Annotated in this window: 6 protein-coding genes; all 6 read left to right on the plus strand. The window is 73.6% G+C overall.

What is annotated here, in order from left to right; translation table 11 throughout:
• The first annotated feature begins 7 nt into the window (after positions 1 to 7).
• Entirely contained in the window at positions 8 to 1,111 is a 1,104-nt protein-coding gene (locus ACIRGB_RS21740) for a FecCD family ABC transporter permease (protein ID WP_403867434.1), read from the plus strand.
• A gap of 38 nt (positions 1,112 to 1,149) precedes the next feature.
• Positions 1,150 to 2,016, plus strand: coding sequence for an ABC transporter ATP-binding protein (locus tag ACIRGB_RS21745; protein WP_403867437.1), 867 nt, complete (start codon positions 1,150 to 1,152; stop codon positions 2,014 to 2,016).
• Positions 2,017 to 2,114: 98 nt separating this feature from the next.
• Positions 2,115 to 3,167, plus strand: a complete 1,053-nt coding sequence (locus ACIRGB_RS21750; RefSeq protein WP_403867440.1) for an iron-siderophore ABC transporter substrate-binding protein — start codon at positions 2,115 to 2,117, stop codon at positions 3,165 to 3,167.
• A 2-nt stretch (positions 3,168 to 3,169) separates the two neighbouring features.
• A complete protein-coding gene (locus tag ACIRGB_RS21755) occupies positions 3,170 to 4,954 on the plus strand; it encodes an ABC transporter ATP-binding protein (protein WP_403867443.1) in 1,785 nt (594 codons plus the stop codon).
• 69 nt (positions 4,955 to 5,023) lie between these two features.
• Positions 5,024 to 15,988, plus strand: a complete 10,965-nt coding sequence (locus ACIRGB_RS21760; RefSeq protein WP_403867446.1) for an amino acid adenylation domain-containing protein — start codon at positions 5,024 to 5,026, stop codon at positions 15,986 to 15,988.
• Positions 15,975 to 17,675: an ABC transporter ATP-binding protein gene (locus ACIRGB_RS21765; protein ID WP_403867449.1), complete on the plus strand. Its 1,701-nt coding sequence runs from the start codon at positions 15,975 to 15,977 to the stop codon at positions 17,673 to 17,675. The genes ACIRGB_RS21760 and ACIRGB_RS21765 overlap by 14 nt, the downstream gene beginning before the upstream one ends.
• Positions 17,676 to 17,799: the final 124 nt, after the last annotated feature.

The following is a 17,799-nucleotide window of genomic DNA, read 5'->3' on the forward strand; positions in this document are numbered from 1 at the left end:
GGCGGGCATGAAGGCGAACGGGGCGGATACGGCGGTGGACGCGGCAGTGGAGCCGAAGGCGGACGTGCGGGCCCCGGTGGCGCCCGGGGTGCGGTTCGGCGGCGTGTCGTTCGTGTGGCGGCCCTGGATCGCGGGTGTCACCCTGCTCCTGGCGGTGGCGGCCTTCCTGGTGTTCTGCCTGTCCATCGGCGTCGGGGACTTCCCCATCGCGCTGCCCCGGGTCGTGGCCACGATCCTCGGCCGGGGCGAGCGGGTCGACCAGTTCGTGATCATGGACCTGCGGATGCCCCGGGCCCTCGCCGGGCTCGTCGTGGGCGTCGCGCTCGGGGTCTCCGGCGCCCTCACCCAGTCCATCGCCCGCAATCCGCTGGCCAGCCCGGACGTCCTCGGCATCACCAGCGGCGCCGGGGCGGTCGCGGTGTTCCTGGTGACGGTGTCGGGCGGTGCCGCGACGGCCGTGACCGACTCCGTGGGCCTGTCGGCGGCGGCGCTCGCGGGCGGCCTCGGCACCGGACTGCTCGTGTACGTCATGGCGTGGCGCCGCGGGATCGACGGCTTCCGGCTCATCCTCATCGGCATCTCGGTGAACGCCGTGATGCAGGCGATCACGACGTGGCTGCTGGTCACCGCCGACATCAGGGACGTGGCCCGGGCCCAGGCGTGGCTGGTCGGCTCGCTGGACGACCGGTCGTGGGACGAGGTCCACGTCGCGCTGTGGTGCACGCTCGTGCTGCTGGCCGTCGTGGCCTGCGTCGCCTTCCAGTTCAAGCCGCTGCACTTCGGCGACGAGGTCGCCGCCGGGCTCGGCGTCCGGTACGGCGCGGTGCGCGCCGTCCTGCTGCTGTGCGCGGTGCTGCTGGCCGGCGTGGCGGTGAGCGCGGCGGGACCGGTGCCGTTCGTCGCGCTGGTGGCGCCGCAGGTGGCGATGCGGCTGGCCAGGTGCCCGACCCCGCCGCTGGTGGCCTCCGGCCTGGTGGGGGCGCTGCTGCTGACCGGTTCCGACCTGGTCGCACGCACCGCGCTGCCCGTCTCGCTGCCGGTCGGTGTGGTCACCGCCGCCATCGGCGGGCCCTTCCTCGTCTATCTGCTGGTGCGGGCGAACCGCAGATAGCTGGTACAAAGTAAGGCGAGCCTAATCGAGGGGGCCTTGTGGTCGTTCAGTCCATCACCGGGACCGAAACGGGAGTTGTCGGCACGGGAGTTGACGGCGCCTCACGGCTGGCGGCCCGGGGCGTCACCGTCGGGTACGGGGCCCGGTCCGTCATCGACGGGCTCGACGTGGCGATCCCGCCCGGGGTGATCACCACCATCATCGGACCCAACGGCTGCGGCAAGTCGACCCTGCTGCGCACCCTGTCCCGGCTGCTCAGGCCGACCGGCGGAACGGTCGTGCTGGACGGCGAGGACATCGCCTCGCTCCGGACCCGCGACGTGGCGAAGAAACTCGGCCTGCTGCCCCAGGCGCCGGTGGCCCCGGAGGGACTGACGGTGTCCGACCTGGTCGCCCGGGGCCGCCACCCGCACCAGAGCTGGCTGCGGCAGTGGTCCTCCGACGACGCCGACGTCGTACGGCGGGCGCTGGCCATGACCGGCGTGTCCGACCTCGCGGACCGTCCCGTCGACTCGCTCTCCGGCGGACAGCGCCAGCGCGTGTGGATCTCGATGACCCTGGCCCAGGGCACCGACCTGCTGCTGCTGGACGAGCCCACCACCTACCTGGACCTCGCGCACGCGGTCGACGTGCTCGACCTGGTCGACGACCTGCACGAGTCCGGGCGCACCGTGGTCATGGTGCTGCACGACCTCAATCTGGCCACGCGCTACAGCGACCACCTCGTCGTCATGCGCGACGGCGCGATCCTGGCGCAGGGGCATCCGCGCGACGTGATCACCGCCGACCTGCTGCACGAGGCGTTCGGACTGCGCGCCAAGGTGATCGACGACCCGGTCGGGGACCGCCCCCTCGTCGTGCCGATCGGACGCACCCACGTCGAACTCGACCGGCCGGCCCCGTAGTTGCCACGGTGAGGGTAGGCTAACCTCACTCGGGCGCGACAAGGTCTGCTGCCCTCAGGCGGGCGCAGTGGACGGCGCGACAGCAAAGGGATCTCGGGATGCTCCTCAGAACGACGCGTACGAAGCCCTGGCGACGACTCGCGGCGGCCCTGTCCGCCGCCGTGCTCGGCGTCGGACTCCTCGCGGGCTGCGGTTCCGACTCGGACGACTCGGCGGACCGGTCCGGCGGCGACACCCCGGCCGCCGCCGGAGCCTTCCCGGTCACCGTGGAGCACGCGTTCGGCACGACGAAGGTCGAGAAGGCCCCCGAGCGGGTCGTCTCCGTCGGCTACACCGACGACCAGACCGTCCTGGCCTTCGGCATCAAGCCCGTCGGCATGGTCGACCAGTACCCGAACCCGGCCGGGCGGAGTCCCGACATCAACACCCAGTGGCCCTGGGTGAAGGACAAGTGGGGCGACACCAAGCCCGAGGTCATCATGAAGAACGGGGACACGGGCCCCAACTACGAGAAGATCGCCGCCCTGCGCCCCGACCTGATCGTCGCGGTCTACTCCGAGATCGACCGGGCCGCCTACGACAAGCTCTCCAGGATCGCGCCCACGGTGGGCCGCACCAAGGGCGAGAAGGAGCCGTTCAGCGCTCCCTGGCAGGACAACGCGCTGCACATCGCCAAGGCGCTCGGCAAGGCCGAGGAGGGCGAGAAGATGGTCGCCGGCATCCAGGGCAAGCTGGACGCGGCCAAGCAGGACCACCCCCGGTTCGCGGACCAGACCGCCGTGGTGCTCTCCTGGTACAAGGACTCGGTGGCCCCGTTCACCTCCACCGACGTGCGCGGACGGCTGGTGACCGGCATCGGCTTCGGATACCAGACCGAGATCGACAAGATCGCCGGCGGCGACTTCTACACCACGCTCTCGCCCGAGCGCGTCGACCTGGTCGACGTGGACCGCGTCTTCGTCATCAACGACAAGGCGGATCAGGACGCGTTGAAGAAGTTCGAGCTGTTCGGCAACCTGGACGCCGTCAAGAAGGGCAAGGTGTCGTACCTGCTGGACAGCGAGGGCCCGGCGGTCGGCGCGGCCATCTCCCAGGGCACCCTGCTGTCGATGCCGTACGCCGTCGACGAACTCGTCAAGGCGGCCGGGTAGGGGTGGGCGTGACCGACGCCCCTGCCGCCCCGCCCGTCCTGCGTACGGCGACCGGACGCGAGGCGGCCCGATGGGTCGCGGCCCACTGCCGGGAGGTGCCGTGGCTGACGGCCGCCACGGTGCTCACCACGGTGGCCGGGGCGGCGCTCCAGGTCCTCCCGGTGCTGCTGCTGGGTCGCGTGGTCGACGCGGTGGCCGGGGGCGAGTCGCAGTCCGTCCTGGTCACGATCGGCGCCCTGATGGTCGCCGCGGCGCTGCTCGGCGCGGCGGCGACCGCCGTGTCGACCTACCTGATCGGGCGGCTGGGCGCCGACCTGCTCGCCCGGCTGCGGGAGGGCGCCGTCCGCGCGGTCCTGGCCATGCCCAGCGCCCGCGTCGAACAGGTGGGCCGCGGCGACGTGCTGTCCCGGGTCGGCGACGACGTCGCCGTGATCTCCAAGGGCATCCGCACCGCCGTTCCCACGGTGTTCTCCGCGGGCGTCCTCGTCGCCATCGCCACGGCCGGCATGTTCGGCCTCGACTGGCGGCTCGGCCTTGCGGGCGCCGGGGCGCTGCCCGCCTACGCGCTGGCCCTGCGCTGGTACCTGCCGCGGTCCGCCCCGCTGTACCGCAAGCAGCGGGTGGCCCAGGCCGACCGGGCGCAGGCCCTGATCAGCGGCCTGAACGGCATCGACACCGTCCGGGCGTACCGGCTGGAGGACGCCTTCCGTGAGCGGGTCACCCGCGAGTCGTGGCGGGTGCGCGACCTCGGCATCGAGGTGTTCCGGTTCTTCGGCCGGTTCGTCGGCCGGGAGAACCGCGCCGAGTTCATCGGGCTGACCCTCATCGTCGTGGTGGGCTACGCGCTGCTGGAGGCGGACGCGGCCACGCTGGGCGAGGTGTCGGCGGCCCCGCTGCTGTTCCACCGGCTGTTCACCCCGCTGGGCGCCATCATGTTCACCTTCGACGAGGCGCAGAAGTCCGGCGCGAGCCTGACCCGCCTGGTCGGCGTGCTGGGGGAGGACGCGGCGGACCGGCTGGTGGGCGACGAGTCCGTCGGCGCGGCGGCCGGACCGTACCCGGTGACGGTGCGGGGGCTGACGTTCACCTATCCAGGGGCCGAGGAGCCGGTCCTCAGGGACGTCGACCTGACGATCCCGGCGGGTGGTTCGCTCGCCCTGGTCGGGGCGACGGGCGCGGGCAAGACGACCCTGGCCGCGCTGGTCGCGGGCATCGGGACCCCGCAGGCCGGGTCGGTGCGGGTCGGGCAGACCGACCTGGCGGGGCTCGACGAGGCCGGGGCGCGGGCCCTGGTGAGCATCCTGACCCAGGAGACCCACGTGTTCTCCGGGCCGCTCGCCGACGACCTGCGGCTGGCCGCGCCGCGGGCGACGGACGCCGAACTCCTGGACGCCCTGCGCACCGTGGGCGCCGGCCCGTGGGTCGACGCGCTGCCCGACGGGCTGCACACGCTGGTGGGCGAGGGCGGAGAGCGCCTGGACGTGACCAAGGTCGCCCAGATCGCGCTGGCCCGGCTGGTGCTCGGTCGGGCGCCGGTGGTGGTCCTCGACGAGTCGACCGCGGAGGCGGGCAGCGAGGGCGCCGCCGAGCTGGAGCGGGCGGTGCTGGCCGCGTGCGCGGGCCGTACCACGCTGTTCGTGGCGCACCGCCTCACCCAGGCGATGGCGGCGGACCGGATCGCCGTCCTGGACGCCGGACGGGTCGTCGAGGAGGGCACGCACGCGGAGTTGGTGGCCCTGGGCGGCCGCTACGCACGGCTGTGGCGGGCCTGGCGCGAGGGCAGTTAGGCGGGGTGTTAGGCAAGCCTAAGTTAGGTTAGCCTGCCTTCACTCCTTGGAAGGGGCGTTGAGTCTTCGATGATGGAACCGACCGCTTCTCTCATACGGCTTTCTCCCGCGCAGCTGACCGGTATACGCCGACGCACCGGCGACTTCTCCGACCGGGTGGTCGCTGAGGCGTGCGCCGTCGGACTGGCGTACTGGGCCTCGGGCCGCGGCCCCGCCGGGCTCGACCTCACCCCGGGCACCCTGTTCACCGACGTGCTCGGCTGGGCCGACAACGGCGGTACGGCCCCCGGGGGTTGGCGCGTGGGCGCGGACGGCCGGACCATCACGCTCCCGGACGACGTCGTACCGGACGACGCCCAGCGTGCCCTCGACGACCTCGCCGACTTCCCGGACCGCCCGCTCGGCACCATCGGCCCCTCCGGCCCGGCGGAGCGGCTGGCGCACCTCGCCCGGTGGAACGACACCGACGCCGACCGGGTCCGCCCCACCCTGGTGGAGATGTTCCGCGAACAAGCACGCGCCAGGCCGGACGCCGTAGCCGTCGTCGACGAACGCCGCACGCTGACCTATCGTCAGACGGCCGAGCTGTCCGCCCAGTTGGCCCATCACCTCATCGCCCGGGGACTCACCGAAGAGGACGTCGTCGGCATCTCCCTGGAACGCTCCGCCGAGATGGTGATCGGGCTGCTCGGCGTGCTCCAGGCGGGCGGTGCGTTCGTCCCGCTCGACCCGCACTGGCCCGCCGAACGCCGGGCCGTCGTCATCGAGGACGCGGGCGTCGTCGTCCAGCTCAACTCCTCCGGCGAGCACGCCCGCACAGAACCGGATGCCGTGGCCGTGGACCTCGGCGACTGGCGGTTCGCCGCCCACCCCACCGAGGGGACCGGGATCACCGTCCCCGGCGACGCCCTGGCCTACGTGATCTTCACCTCGGGTTCGACCGGGCGGCCCAAGGGCGCCATGATCCGGCACGAGGCGATCAGCGAACGCCTGTTGTGGCAGATCCACGAGATCCTGGGCTTCGGACCCGACGACGCGTCCCTGTTCAAGGCGCCACTGTCCTTCGACATCTCCATCAACGAGATCTTCCTGCCCCTCGTCAGCGGCGGCCGACTCGTGGTCCTGCGCCCCGGCGGCGAACGCGACCCGCAGCACCTGCTGAGCGTGATCGACGAACAGCGCGTCACCTTCACCTACCTGGTCTCCTCCATGCTGGACGTGCTCCTGGAGATGGCGGGCGACTCGGGGCGCCTCGACAGCCTCCGGCACGTCTGGTGCGGCGGCGAGGTGCTCACGCCCGAACTGTACGAGCGCTTCCGCACCCGGCTCGACATCCCCCTCTACCACGGCTACGGCCCCGCCGAGACGACCATCGGCGTCTCGCACGTCGTCTACCGGGGAGCGGCGGAGCGCCTGTCTACGTCGATCGGCCGGGCCAACCCCAACACCCAGCTGTACGTCCTGGACGACGAACTGCGCCCGGTGCCGGTCGGCGTCGGCGGCGAACTGTACGTGGGAGGACTGCTGCTGGGACGCGGCTACGTCAACGCGCCGGGCCTGACGGCCTCCCGGTTCGTGGCGAACCCCTTCGCGGACGACGGCTCCCGGCTGTACCGGACCGGCGACCTCGCGCGCTTCGCCCCCGACGGCTCGCTCGACTTCCTCGGCCGCGCGGACAACCAGATCAAGATCCGCGGCATGCGGCTGGAGATCGAGGACGTCGAGGTCGGCCTCGCCGAGCATCCTCACGTGCGCCACACCTGCGTCGTCGCGAAGACGAACACGGCGGGCGGCACCTACCTGGTGGGCTACGTCATCCCGGCCGCCGGACACGAGGACCTGCGTGCGGACGACGTCAAGGCGTGGGCCGGCGCGCACCTGGTGGAGTACATGGTGCCCACCCACATCGTCGTGCTGACCGAGTTCCCGCTCACCGCGAACGGCAAGCTCGACCGGAACGCGCTGCCCGAACCCGTGGTCGCCACGGCCACCGTCGCCGCGCCCACCACCGACGAGGAACGGACGGTGTGCGCCGCGGTCGCGGCACTGCTCCGACTGGACCAGGTGGGGGTCGACCAGGACTTCTTCCAGCTGGGCGGCGACAGCATCCTGGCGATCTCCCTGCTGAGCGCGCTGCGCGACGCCGGACTCCATGTCACGGCCGGACAGATCTTCGCCCACAGCACGGTGGGAGCGCTGGCGGCGGTGGCGAGCCGCGAGGACACCACGGCCGTGGACCACCGCGACGTGGCGACCGGCACCGTCGTCGGATCACCGGTCGTGCAGTGGCTCGGCGAGACCACGGACGCGATCGACGGCTTCGTCCAGTCGGTCGTGCTCAACACCCCGGCGGACCTGACCGCCGAAGCCCTCGACGCCGCCCTCACCGCCCTCGTCCGCCACCACCCCATGCTGCGGGCCAGGCTGGTGCGCGCTGACCGCTGGAGCTTCGACATCCCGGATGCGGACGCCGTCCCTGCCGGGCCCCTCTGGCAGGAGAGCGACGAGCCGCTGGACGCGTGCATCGCCCTCGCCACCGGGGAACTCGACCCGACGGGCGGCACGATGCTGCGCGCCGTCTGGCGCCGCGAGGCACGGCAACTGGCCGTCGTCGTCCACCACGTGGTGATCGACGGCGTGTCCTGGCGGGTGCTGATGAACGACCTGGCCACGGCCTGGCGGCAGCTCGCCTCGGGCACGGCGATCCAACTCCCGCCGGTCGGAACGTCGTTCCGGCGCTGGACCCAACTGCTGGAGCGCGCCGCGTTCGACGCGGACAGCACCTACTACCGGCGCCCCCTGCCGGGACCCGACGAACCACTGGGCAGACGCGCCCTCACCGAGGACGACACCGTGGCCCGCGAGCGGACCCGGACCGTCACGGTCGGCGCCCGGACCACGGCGGCGCTCCTCGGCGACACCCCCGCGAAGTTCCACGCGGGTGTCAACGACGTCCTGGTCACCGCGCTCGCCGTCGCCCTCGCCCGACGGCGCCGGGACCTCGGCCAGAGTCAGACCTTCGCGCACCTCGAACTCGAGGGCCACGGCCGCGAGGCCGCGTTCGTCGCCCCGACCGCCGGTTTCGAGCCGGAACTCTCCCGGACCGTGGGCTGGTTCACCACCCTCTTCCCGGTGACCGTCGACCCCGGCATCGCCACCGACCCCACCGCCCCCGCGTACCTGGCCGCCGCGCTCAAGGCGGTCAAGGAGGACCTCGCGCGCGTACCCGACCACGGCGTCTCCTACGGCGCCCTGCGCCACCTGGCCCAGGCCACCTTCGACGCGCCCGCACCCCAGGTCCTCTTCAACTACCTGGGCCGCTTCGACGCGGGCTCCTCCGGAGACTGGCAACGCGCCCGCACCACCGGACAACTGGGCGAGAAGCGCGACCCGCGGATGCGGCTGCCCCGCGCCCTGGAGTTCAACGCGATCGCCGAACCCGGCCCCACCGGCGGGTACGAGCTGATCACTGCCATCTCCTGGCCCGACGGCATGTTCACCGACGCCGACATCACGACCCTCGGCGCCTACTACGAGCAGGCCCTCACGGGACTTGCCGCGCTGGAGCAGGGCAGCCACTCGCCCAGCGACTTCCGCCCGCTGCCGCTCACCCAGGCCGACGTCGACGCGCTGGACGGCCCGGCGCTGCGGGACATCCTCCCGCTGACCCCGCTGCAAGAGGGCCTGTACTTCCACTCGGTCTACGACGGCGACGCCACCGGCAGCTACGTCGAGCAGCAACTGCTCACTCTGGAGGGCGAGGTGGACCCGCAGCGGCTGGCGACGGCGGCGACCCGCCTGCTCGCCCTCCACCCGAACCTCGCCGCGCGTTTCGTGGCCCTGGCCGACGGCCGGGTGGTCTCCGTGCTGGAGAACGGCGTCGAGGCACCCTTCACCGCGCTGGACCGCCCCGGCATCACCGACGACGAGATCCGCGCCCTCGCCGAACGGGACCGCCGCGCCGGATTCGACCTGGCCACCGGTCCGCTGATGCGGTACACCCTCATCCGCACGGAAGCCGGCCGGCACGTCCTGGTGCAGACCGTGCACCACATCGTCGCCGACGGCTGGTCCGTGCCGCCCATGCTGCGCACCCTGCTGGCCGAATACCACGCGCCGGGTTCCGGCCACGCGCTCGGCGGCTTCCCCGACCACGTACGCCGCCTCGCCGCCCGCGACGACGAGGCGAGCGACCGGGTGTGGGAGGAGCAACTGGCCGGACTCCCCGGCCCGTCGCTGATCGCCGAGGGCCACACACCCTCCGCGCACTTCGCCGACACCGCCGTGACGGCGGACACCGACGTCGACGCGGCCGCCCGGTCGGCCGGTGTGCCGCTGAGCGTCGCCGTGCACAGCGCCTGGGCGCTCACCCTGGGCGGCCTCCTGCACAGCGACGACGTGGTGTTCGGCTCCACGGTGTCGGGGCGGGAGGCGGACGTGCCCGGCATCGAGGACATGGTGGGCCTGCTCATCAACACGGTTCCCGTGCGCGCCCGCTGGTCCGGCACCACCACCGCCCGCGAACTGCTCGCCTCCGTCCGGGCGCACCAGAGCGCGGTACTGCCCCACCAGCACGTCTCGCTGGCCCGGATCGCCCGCAGGGCGGGTACCGGAGCGCTCTTCGACACCCTGGTGGTGTTCGACGTGGCGACCGACGTGGCCGGGCTGCGGCGCCCCGGCGACACCCTCGCCGTCACCGCCGTCGTCAACGAGGGCGCCCCGCACTACCCGCTGACGCTGGTGGTGGAACGCACGCCGGACGGCCGCCCGCGCTTCAACGTGATCCACGACGCCGAGCTGCTGGGACACACCCGCGTCCGCGAGATCCTGGACACCTTCACCCGGCACCTCACCGCCCTGCTCACCCGGCCGGACGCCCCGGTCGGCGACCTGACCGCGGCCGGTGGCGCCGGACACGTGGAGCCGGTCACCCCGACCACCCTGGGCGACCTGTTCGACGCCGCGGCCCGCCGCGACCCGGCCGCCACCGCCGTCACCCAGTGCGCCCTCGACGGCGCAACCCGGACCCTGACGTACGGCGAACTGGCCGCGGCGAAGGACGAGTTGGCCGCCAAGTTGCGTGCGGCCGGTGTCGGTCCCGGCAAGCGGGTCGCGGTCGCCGTGCCGCGCTCCGTCGAGCAGGTCGTCGCCCTGATCGCCGTCGTCGCCGCGGGCGGGGCCTACGTACCGCTGGACCCGGCGTACCCGGACGCGCGCCTGGAGTACGTCCTCGCCGACTCCGCCCCGCAGGTCGTCCTCGTGGACCCGGAGCAGCGCGACCGCTTCACGGGGCTGCTGGACCGCGCGGGCGGGCCGGCCCGCGTGCTCGTACCGGGGGAGGAGCACCCGCCCCCCGCCGCGGAGCCCGGACCCGCGGCCGACTGGCACGACCCCGCGTACGTGATCTACACGTCCGGTTCGACCGGGCGGCCCAAGGGCGTCGTCGTCCCGCACTCCAGTGTCGTGACGCTGCTTGCCCAGACCCGGCCCGCGATGTCCTTCGGCCCGGACGACGTGTGGGTCCAGTTCCACTCCTTCTCCTTCGACTTCGCCGTCTGGGAGCTGTGGGGCGCGCTCGCGCACGGCGGTGAGCTGCTGGTGCCGGAGTACGGACTGACCCGCTCCCCGGTCGACTTCCACCGCCTGGTCCGCGAGCGCGGGGTGACCGTGCTCAACCAGACCCCGTCGGCGTTCCACCGGTTCGCCGAGGCCGACCGGCACGCGGGCGAGCCGCTGCCCGCGCTGCGCCGGATCGTCTTCGGGGGCGAGGCGCTGGACCTCGGGCGGCTGCGCGACTGGGTCGAGCGGCACGGCACCGACTCGCCCGAGCTGGTCAACATGTACGGCATCACCGAGACCACCGTGCACGTCACCCACCGGGTGCTGACCGCCGCCGACTTCGCGCCCGGCGCGGCCACCACCAGCCCGATCGGCGGCCCGGTCCCCGGCCTGGTCACCCATCTCCTCGACGACCGGCTCCGCCCGGTGCCGCCGGGCCGGGTCGGGGCCATCTACGTCGCCGGCGACCAGGTGTCGCTCGGCTACCTGGGCAGGCCGGGGCTCACCGCCGCCCGTTTCGTGGCCGACCCGTTCAGGGCGGACGGGTCCCGCATGTACCACACCGGCGACCTCGCCCGCCGCACGCTCGACGGCGAGCTGGAGTTCGTGGGCCGCGCCGACGACCAGGTGCAGCTGAAGGGGTTCCGCATCGAGCTGGGCGAGGTGGAGTCCGCGATCCGGGACCTCGACGGCGTCGTCGACGCCGCCGTCACCGTCGCCGACAGCGCGGACCACCTGGTCGCGCACGTGGTGGGCCGGGCGCCCGCGGACCTCACCGCGCTGCTGTCGGCGACGCTGCCCGCGCACATGGTGCCGGGCCGGGTGCTGCCCGTGGACGCCCTGCCGCTCACGGTCAACGGGAAGCTCGACCGCGGGGCGCTGACCGAGCGCGCGGCACTGACACCCCCCGAAAGCGGCGATGCGTCGTACGGCGCTGCGGGGGACGGGGACGGGGGCGCGGTGGACGGCGGCGAGGACTCCGTGCTCGCGTCACTCGTCGACCTCTTCGCCGCGACGCTGCCGGGCTCCGACCCGGACGCCGACACCGACTTCTTCGCCGCCGGAGGCGACAGCATCGTCGCCATCACGGTGATCAACCGGGCCAGGGCGCTCGGCCTGCCGATCGCGCCGCGCGACGTGTTCCTGCTCAGGACGCCCCGCGCGCTCGCCGAGCACCTGGGCACGCGCGCCCCACGGCCCGCGGCCTCCGCACCCGCCCGTCAGGAGGACGGCCCGCTGCCGCCCACGCCGATCATCCTGCGCCAACGGGAACTGGGCGGATCGCTCGCCCGGTTCGCCCAGGCCAGGACGCTGGCGGCACCCGAAGGCACCGGGTTCGCCGACGCGGAGCGCGCCGCGCAGGCCGTCGTCGCCGCGCACCCGGCGCTGCGGCTGCGGCTGCGCGTCGACCACGGGGCGTGGTCCCTGCGCACCGAACCCGTCCGCGAGGTCACCGTGGTCCGGGCCCTGGGGACCGACGCGGCGGGCGCGGCCGACGAGGCGGCCGGCCGCCTCGATCCCGAGCACGGCGACGTCATCGCCTTCACGTGGCTGGAGGCGACCCGGACGCTGGTGGTCGCCGTGCACCACCTCGCCGTCGACGCCGTGTCCTGGCTGATCCTGCTGGACGACCTGGCCGACGCGATGCGCGGCGCGGACCCGGCACCGCAGACCACGCCGTATGCCGAGTACGCCCGAGCACTGACGTACCGGGCCGGGGAAGGGACCGACGGCCTGGCGCACTGGATCACCACCCTCCAGGCGCCCGCCCCGCTGCCCCCCGCGGTCAACCCGCGCGAGCGGACGGTCGTCCTCGCCCCCGACCTGAGCGACCGCGTCACCCGTACCGCGCCCACCGCGCTGGGCGTCGGTCTCACCGAGCTGCTGTGCGGGGCGCTGCGCACCGCGCTGACCCGCGTCCAGCCGGCGCCCACCGACCTGGCGGTCGACCTGGAGCGGCACGGCAGGGCCCCGGCCCGCGACGACCACGACTACACCCGCACCGTCGGCTGGTTCACCGCCATCGCGCCCGTACGGCTCACCGCGCACACCGACCCCGTCGCCGCGGCGCGCGAAGTCGCCGCACGCCAGCCGGACGAGCACGCGCACGTCGCCTACGGCGGCCTCAGGTACCTCAACCCGCAGACCGCCCCGCTGCTCACCGCCCGGCCGCAGGTCCTCTTCCACTACCTGGGCCGGGGCGGCGAGTCCGAGGCACCGCGGCTCACGGGCGGCGGCCAGGGCACCCCGTACGCGGTCGAGGTGAACGCGTGGACCGACGCGGCCACCGGCAGCCTGCACGCGGCCTTCACCCTGGCCGAGGGCGTCCCCGACGAGATCACCGAGCACTGGTGCCGCGCGCTGGAAGGGATCGCGGCGGCCGCCGCGACGGCCGAGCGCACGGCACCGGTCGGCCCCCTCCAGCGGGGCCTGTACTTCCAGGCCCAGTTGACGGGCCCGGCCGGGCACTACGTCGCCCAGAGCTACTTCACCTTCGAACGGCGCCTGGACGCCGACGCGTTGTCCCGGGCGACGGGGTACCTGCTGGCACGGCACCCGGCCGTGGGCGCGGGCTTCACCACGGACGAGGACGGGAACCCGGTGCAGGTCCTCGCGGCGGGCCGCCAAGTCGACGTCCACACCGTCGAGGCGGCGACGGACGCCGAGGTCGACGCCCTGCGGCTGGACGACCGGGAACGGGGATTCGACCCCGGCGAGCCGCCGCTGATCCGGCTGACCGTGGTGCGGCTGCCGGACGACCGCGACGGCCTGCTGCTCAGCTACCACCTGCTGCTGTGGGACGGCTGGTCGCGGGAGATCGTCCTGCGCGACCTGTTCGACGCCTACGAGGCCGCCGTCGAGGGCGCGCCCCTCGACGCCGTGCCCGCCACGCCGGCCTTCGAGGACCACACCCGGGCCCTCGCCGCCAAGGACCCGGCCGCGTCGGAACGCTTCTGGGCACGGCACCTGGCCGGACTGCCCGGCCCGACCCTGCTCGCCGGACCGGCACCCGCCCTCACCGACGACCTGCCGCGCGCACTCGTGCACACGCTGACCTTCGAGGAGTCCGACGCGCTGCGGGCTGCCGCCAGGACGTACGGCGTCACGCTGAACTCGGTGCTGACCGGCGCCTTCGGCCTCCTCCTCGGCGCCCGCACCGGCCGCGCCGACGCCGTCTTCGGCGTGACCGTCTCCGGCCGGGAGGGCGAAGGGCTGGCCGACGTCGTCGGCGTGCTGCTCAACACCGTGCCCCAATGGACGCGGGCCCGGCCGCACGACACGGTCCGCGCCTACCTCACGGCCGTGCAGGCGGCCAGGGTCGACGCCATGGAGCACGAGCACCTCGGGCTCGGCGAGATCCAGCGGGCCGGCGGCCACGACACGCTGTTCGACAACCTGTTCGTCCTCCAGAACTTCCTGGACCCGGACGCCTTCGCGGAGATGAACGCCCGGCACGGCATCACCTCGGTGCGGGCCGACGACTCCACCCACTATCCGTTCACGTGGGTGGTCACCCCGGGCGACCGGCTCACCGTCAAACTGGAGTACCGCGACCACGACACCGAGGGCGCCCGGCGCCTCCTCGACGACTACCTGCGCGTGCTCGACGACCTCGCCGCGCGCACCGGGTCCGAGGAGCCGCTCGGGTCCCTCCCCGGCCTGGCCCCCGCACCCCGCCCCGCCGCACGCACCGACATCGGCACGGACACCGTCGTGGACCGCTTCGACCGGGCGGCCGACCGCGACCCGCGACGGACGGCGCTCGTCGCCCACGGCTCCACCATGACCTTCGCGCAACTGCGGGATCGCAGCCGGGCGGTGGCCGGTGTACTGGCCCGGCGCGGCGTCGGACCCGAGGCGACCGTGGGCCTCGCCCTGCCGCGCTCCCTCGACTCGATCGTGGCCCTCTTCGCCGTCCTGCGCACCGGCGCCGCCTACGTACCGCTGGAGCTGGACCACCCGGACGAGCGGATCGCCGCGATCGTCGCGGACGCCCGCCCGGACGCCGTCCTCACGACCAGCGCGGTCTCGCACCGGCTCACCGGCGGCCTCGACCTGATCGAGCTGGACCGGCCGCTGCCCGAGGCCGAGCCGTTCGTGACCTTCGCGCCGGACGACCCGCACCGGCTGCGGCACCCCGCGTACACCATCTACACCTCCGGCTCGACCGGCCGGCCCAAGGGGGTGGTGACCGAGTACGCCGGACTCACCAACATGCTGGTCAACCACCAGCGCCGGATCTTCGAACCGGTCCTGGCGCGGCACGGCCACCGGACCTTCCGCGTCGCCCACACCGTGTCGTTCGCGTTCGACATGTCGTGGGAGGAGCTGCTGTGGCTCGCCGACGGCCACGAAGTGCACATCTGCGACGAGGAGTTGCGCCGCGACGCGCCCCGACTGGTCGCGTACTGCCTGGAGCACGGCATCGACGTCGTCAACGTCACCCCGACCTACGCGCAGCAACTGGTCGCCGAGGGCCTGCTCGACGACCCGGCCCGCCGGCCCGCGCTGGTGCTGCTCGGCGGCGAGGCCGTCACCCCGGCGCTGTGGCGGCGGCTGGCCGAGACCGAGGGCACCGTCGGCTACAACCTGTACGGGCCCACCGAGTACACCATCAACACCCTCGGCGTCGGCACCTTCGAGTGCCCGGACCCGGTGGTGGGCGTCGCGATCGACAACACGGACGTGTACGTGCTCGACCCGTGGCTGCGACCGCTGCCCGACGGCGTGCCCGGCGAGCTGTACGTCGCGGGCGCCGGCATCGCGCGCGGCTACCTCGGGCAGCCCGCCCAGACCGCGCACCGCTTCGTCGCCTGCCCGTTCGGTGTCCCCGGCGAGCGCATGTACCGCACCGGCGACCTGGTGGTGCGGCGGCCCGACGGGAACCTGATGTACCTCGGCCGCACCGACCAGCAGGTCAAGATCCGCGGCCACCGGGTCGAACTCGGCGAGGTCGAGGCCGTGTTCGCCGCCCATCCCGCGGTGCGGTTCGTCGCCGCCGTCGCCCAGCCCGACCCGCAGGTCGACGGCGCCCACCGGCTGGCCGCCTACCTCGTGCTGGACGGCGCCGGCCTGGCCGAGGTCGCCGCCGACGTGGGCGCCGGACTGCCGGACTTCCTGCGCCCCACGCACTACGCCCAGGTCGACGCCATCCCGCTGACCGTGAACGGCAAGGCCGACACCAAGGCGCTCCCGGCGGCCAAGCCGCTGGGCGCGCTGACCACGGCGGGGGAGCGCGCGCCGGAGACGGAGACCGAGACGACGGTGTGCGAACTCTTCGCCGAGGCCCTGGACCTGGACGACGACGAGGTGAGCGCCGTGAGCGACTTCGTGGCCCTCGGCGGCCACTCCATGCTGGCGGTGCGGCTGACCGGGCTGCTCCGCCGGGAGTACGGTCCAGTGATCACGATCCGCGATCTGTTCACCCTGCGAACCCCGGAAGCGATTGCCCTCCACCTCGATGACCACTCCTGACACACAGCGGCCCCGCGCGGGGTCCGACATCCTCCGCACCGCCCTGCGGCGCAACGTCGGCGCGATGGCCTGGGGCACCGTCCTCATGGGCCTCTACCAGGCCGGTGAGACGGCCTTCCCCATCGCCCTCGGCCTGATCGTCGAACACACCATGCGGGACCGGAGCCTCCACGCGCTCGGCGTCTCCGTCGCCGCGCTGGCCGTCATCATCACGACCGTCTCCCTGTCCTGGCGGTTCGGGATGCGGATCCTCCAGAAGGCCAACACGACCGAGGCGCACCGCTGGCGGGTCCGCGTCGCGGGCTGCGGACTCCAGCCGGTGGCCCGGGACGTCGACCTCAAGTCCGGCGAGGTGCTGACCATCGCCACCGAGGACGCCGACCAGACCGCCGACATCATCGAGGTGGTGCCGCTGCTGATCAGCTCGCTCGTGGCGGTGCTGATCGCCGCGGTCGCGCTGGGCCTGGCCGACCTCCGGCTCGGGCTGCTGGTCATCGTGGGGACCGTCGCGATCCTGTCCGTCCTGAGCGTGATGTCCAAGCGCATCGGCTCCAGCACCCGCGAGCAGCAGGCCCGGGTGGCACGGGCCGGCGCCAAGGTCGCCGACCTCATCACCGGCCTGCGCCCGCTGCACGGCTTCGGCGGCAACCACGCGGCGTTCCGCTCCTACCGCGAGGTCAGCGCGGAGGCGAAGCGCCAGTCCGTCACCGTCGCCCGGGTGAGCGGCGTCTACGCGGGCACCGCCCTGGCCCTCAACGCGGTGCTCGCCGCCGCCGTCACCCTCACGGCGGGCTGGCTGGCCTTCCGGGGCCGGATCACCATCGGCGAACTGGTCATGGCCGTGGGCCTCGCGCAGTTCATCATGGAACCGCTGAAACTGTTCTCTGAGATGCCGAAGTACGTGATGATCGCGCGCGCCTCGGCCGAGCGGATGGCCCTCGTCCTCACCGCACCGCCGGTGACGACACCGGGGACGGAGCGACCGGCCCCGGGCGGGGACCTGGAGGTCGACTGCGTGCGGCACGGCGCGCTGCGCAAGGTGCGGTTCCGGGTCCGGGCGGGTGAGTTCGTGGCCGTCGCGGCGTACCAGCCCCGGGCGGCGGCCGACCTCGCGGCGGTCCTCGCGCTGCACGTGCCGCCCGGCGGGTACGAGGGGACGGTGCGGGTCGGCGGACGGGACCTCGCGGACCTGGCGGTCGAGGGCGTCCGCGAGCACCTGCTGGTCAACCCGTACGACGGCGAGATCTTCGCGGGCACCCTGCGGTCCAACATCGACCCGTCGGGCACCAGCCGGACGGTCCCCGAGGCCGTCGAGGCGTCGATGCTGACCGACGTCGTCGCGCTGCACCGCGAAGGGCTCGACTACGCCGTCCGCGACCGGGGCGCCAACCTCTCCGGCGGGCAGCGCCAACGGCTGTCCCTGGCCCGCGCGCTGGCCGCCGACACCGACGTCCTGGTGCTGCGCGACCCGACGACGGCCGTGGACGCGGTCACCGAACAGCTCATCGCGCGCGGTGTCGCCAAGCTGCGCCGGGACCGCACCACCCTCGTGATCACCAGCAGCCCCGCCCTCCTGGACGCCGCCGACCGCGTCCTCGTCCTGGACGACGGCGTCATCACCGCCGAGGACACGCACCGCAACCTCCTGGCCACCGACGAGGCGTACTGCCTGGCGGTGACCCGGTGAGCTGGTGACCCGGTGACCCGGTGACCCGGTGATCCGGTGGCCGGGTGGTCCAGGTGACCCGGTGGGCCGGTGAGCTGGTGAGCCGGTGGCCGGGTGGCTCGGTGACCCGGAGGCCCGGTGGCCG

This window comes from Streptomyces sp. NPDC102490 (assembly GCF_044765285.1).
GTDB lineage: Bacteria > Actinomycetota > Actinomycetes > Streptomycetales > Streptomycetaceae > Streptomyces.

Excerpts from the sequence above, each read along its gene's own strand:
- ACIRGB_RS21740 (WP_403867434.1), top strand. The coding sequence starts at position 8 with ATGAAGGCGAACGGGGCGGATACGGCGGTGGACGCGGCAGTGGAGCCG.
- ACIRGB_RS21750 (WP_403867440.1), top strand. The coding sequence starts at position 2,115 with ATGCTCCTCAGAACGACGCGTACGAAGCCCTGGCGACGACTCGCGGCG.
- ACIRGB_RS21765 (WP_403867449.1), top strand. The coding sequence starts at position 15,975 with ATGACCACTCCTGACACACAGCGGCCCCGCGCGGGGTCCGACATCCTC.
- ACIRGB_RS21760 (WP_403867446.1), top strand. The coding sequence starts at position 5,024 with ATGATGGAACCGACCGCTTCTCTCATACGGCTTTCTCCCGCGCAGCTG.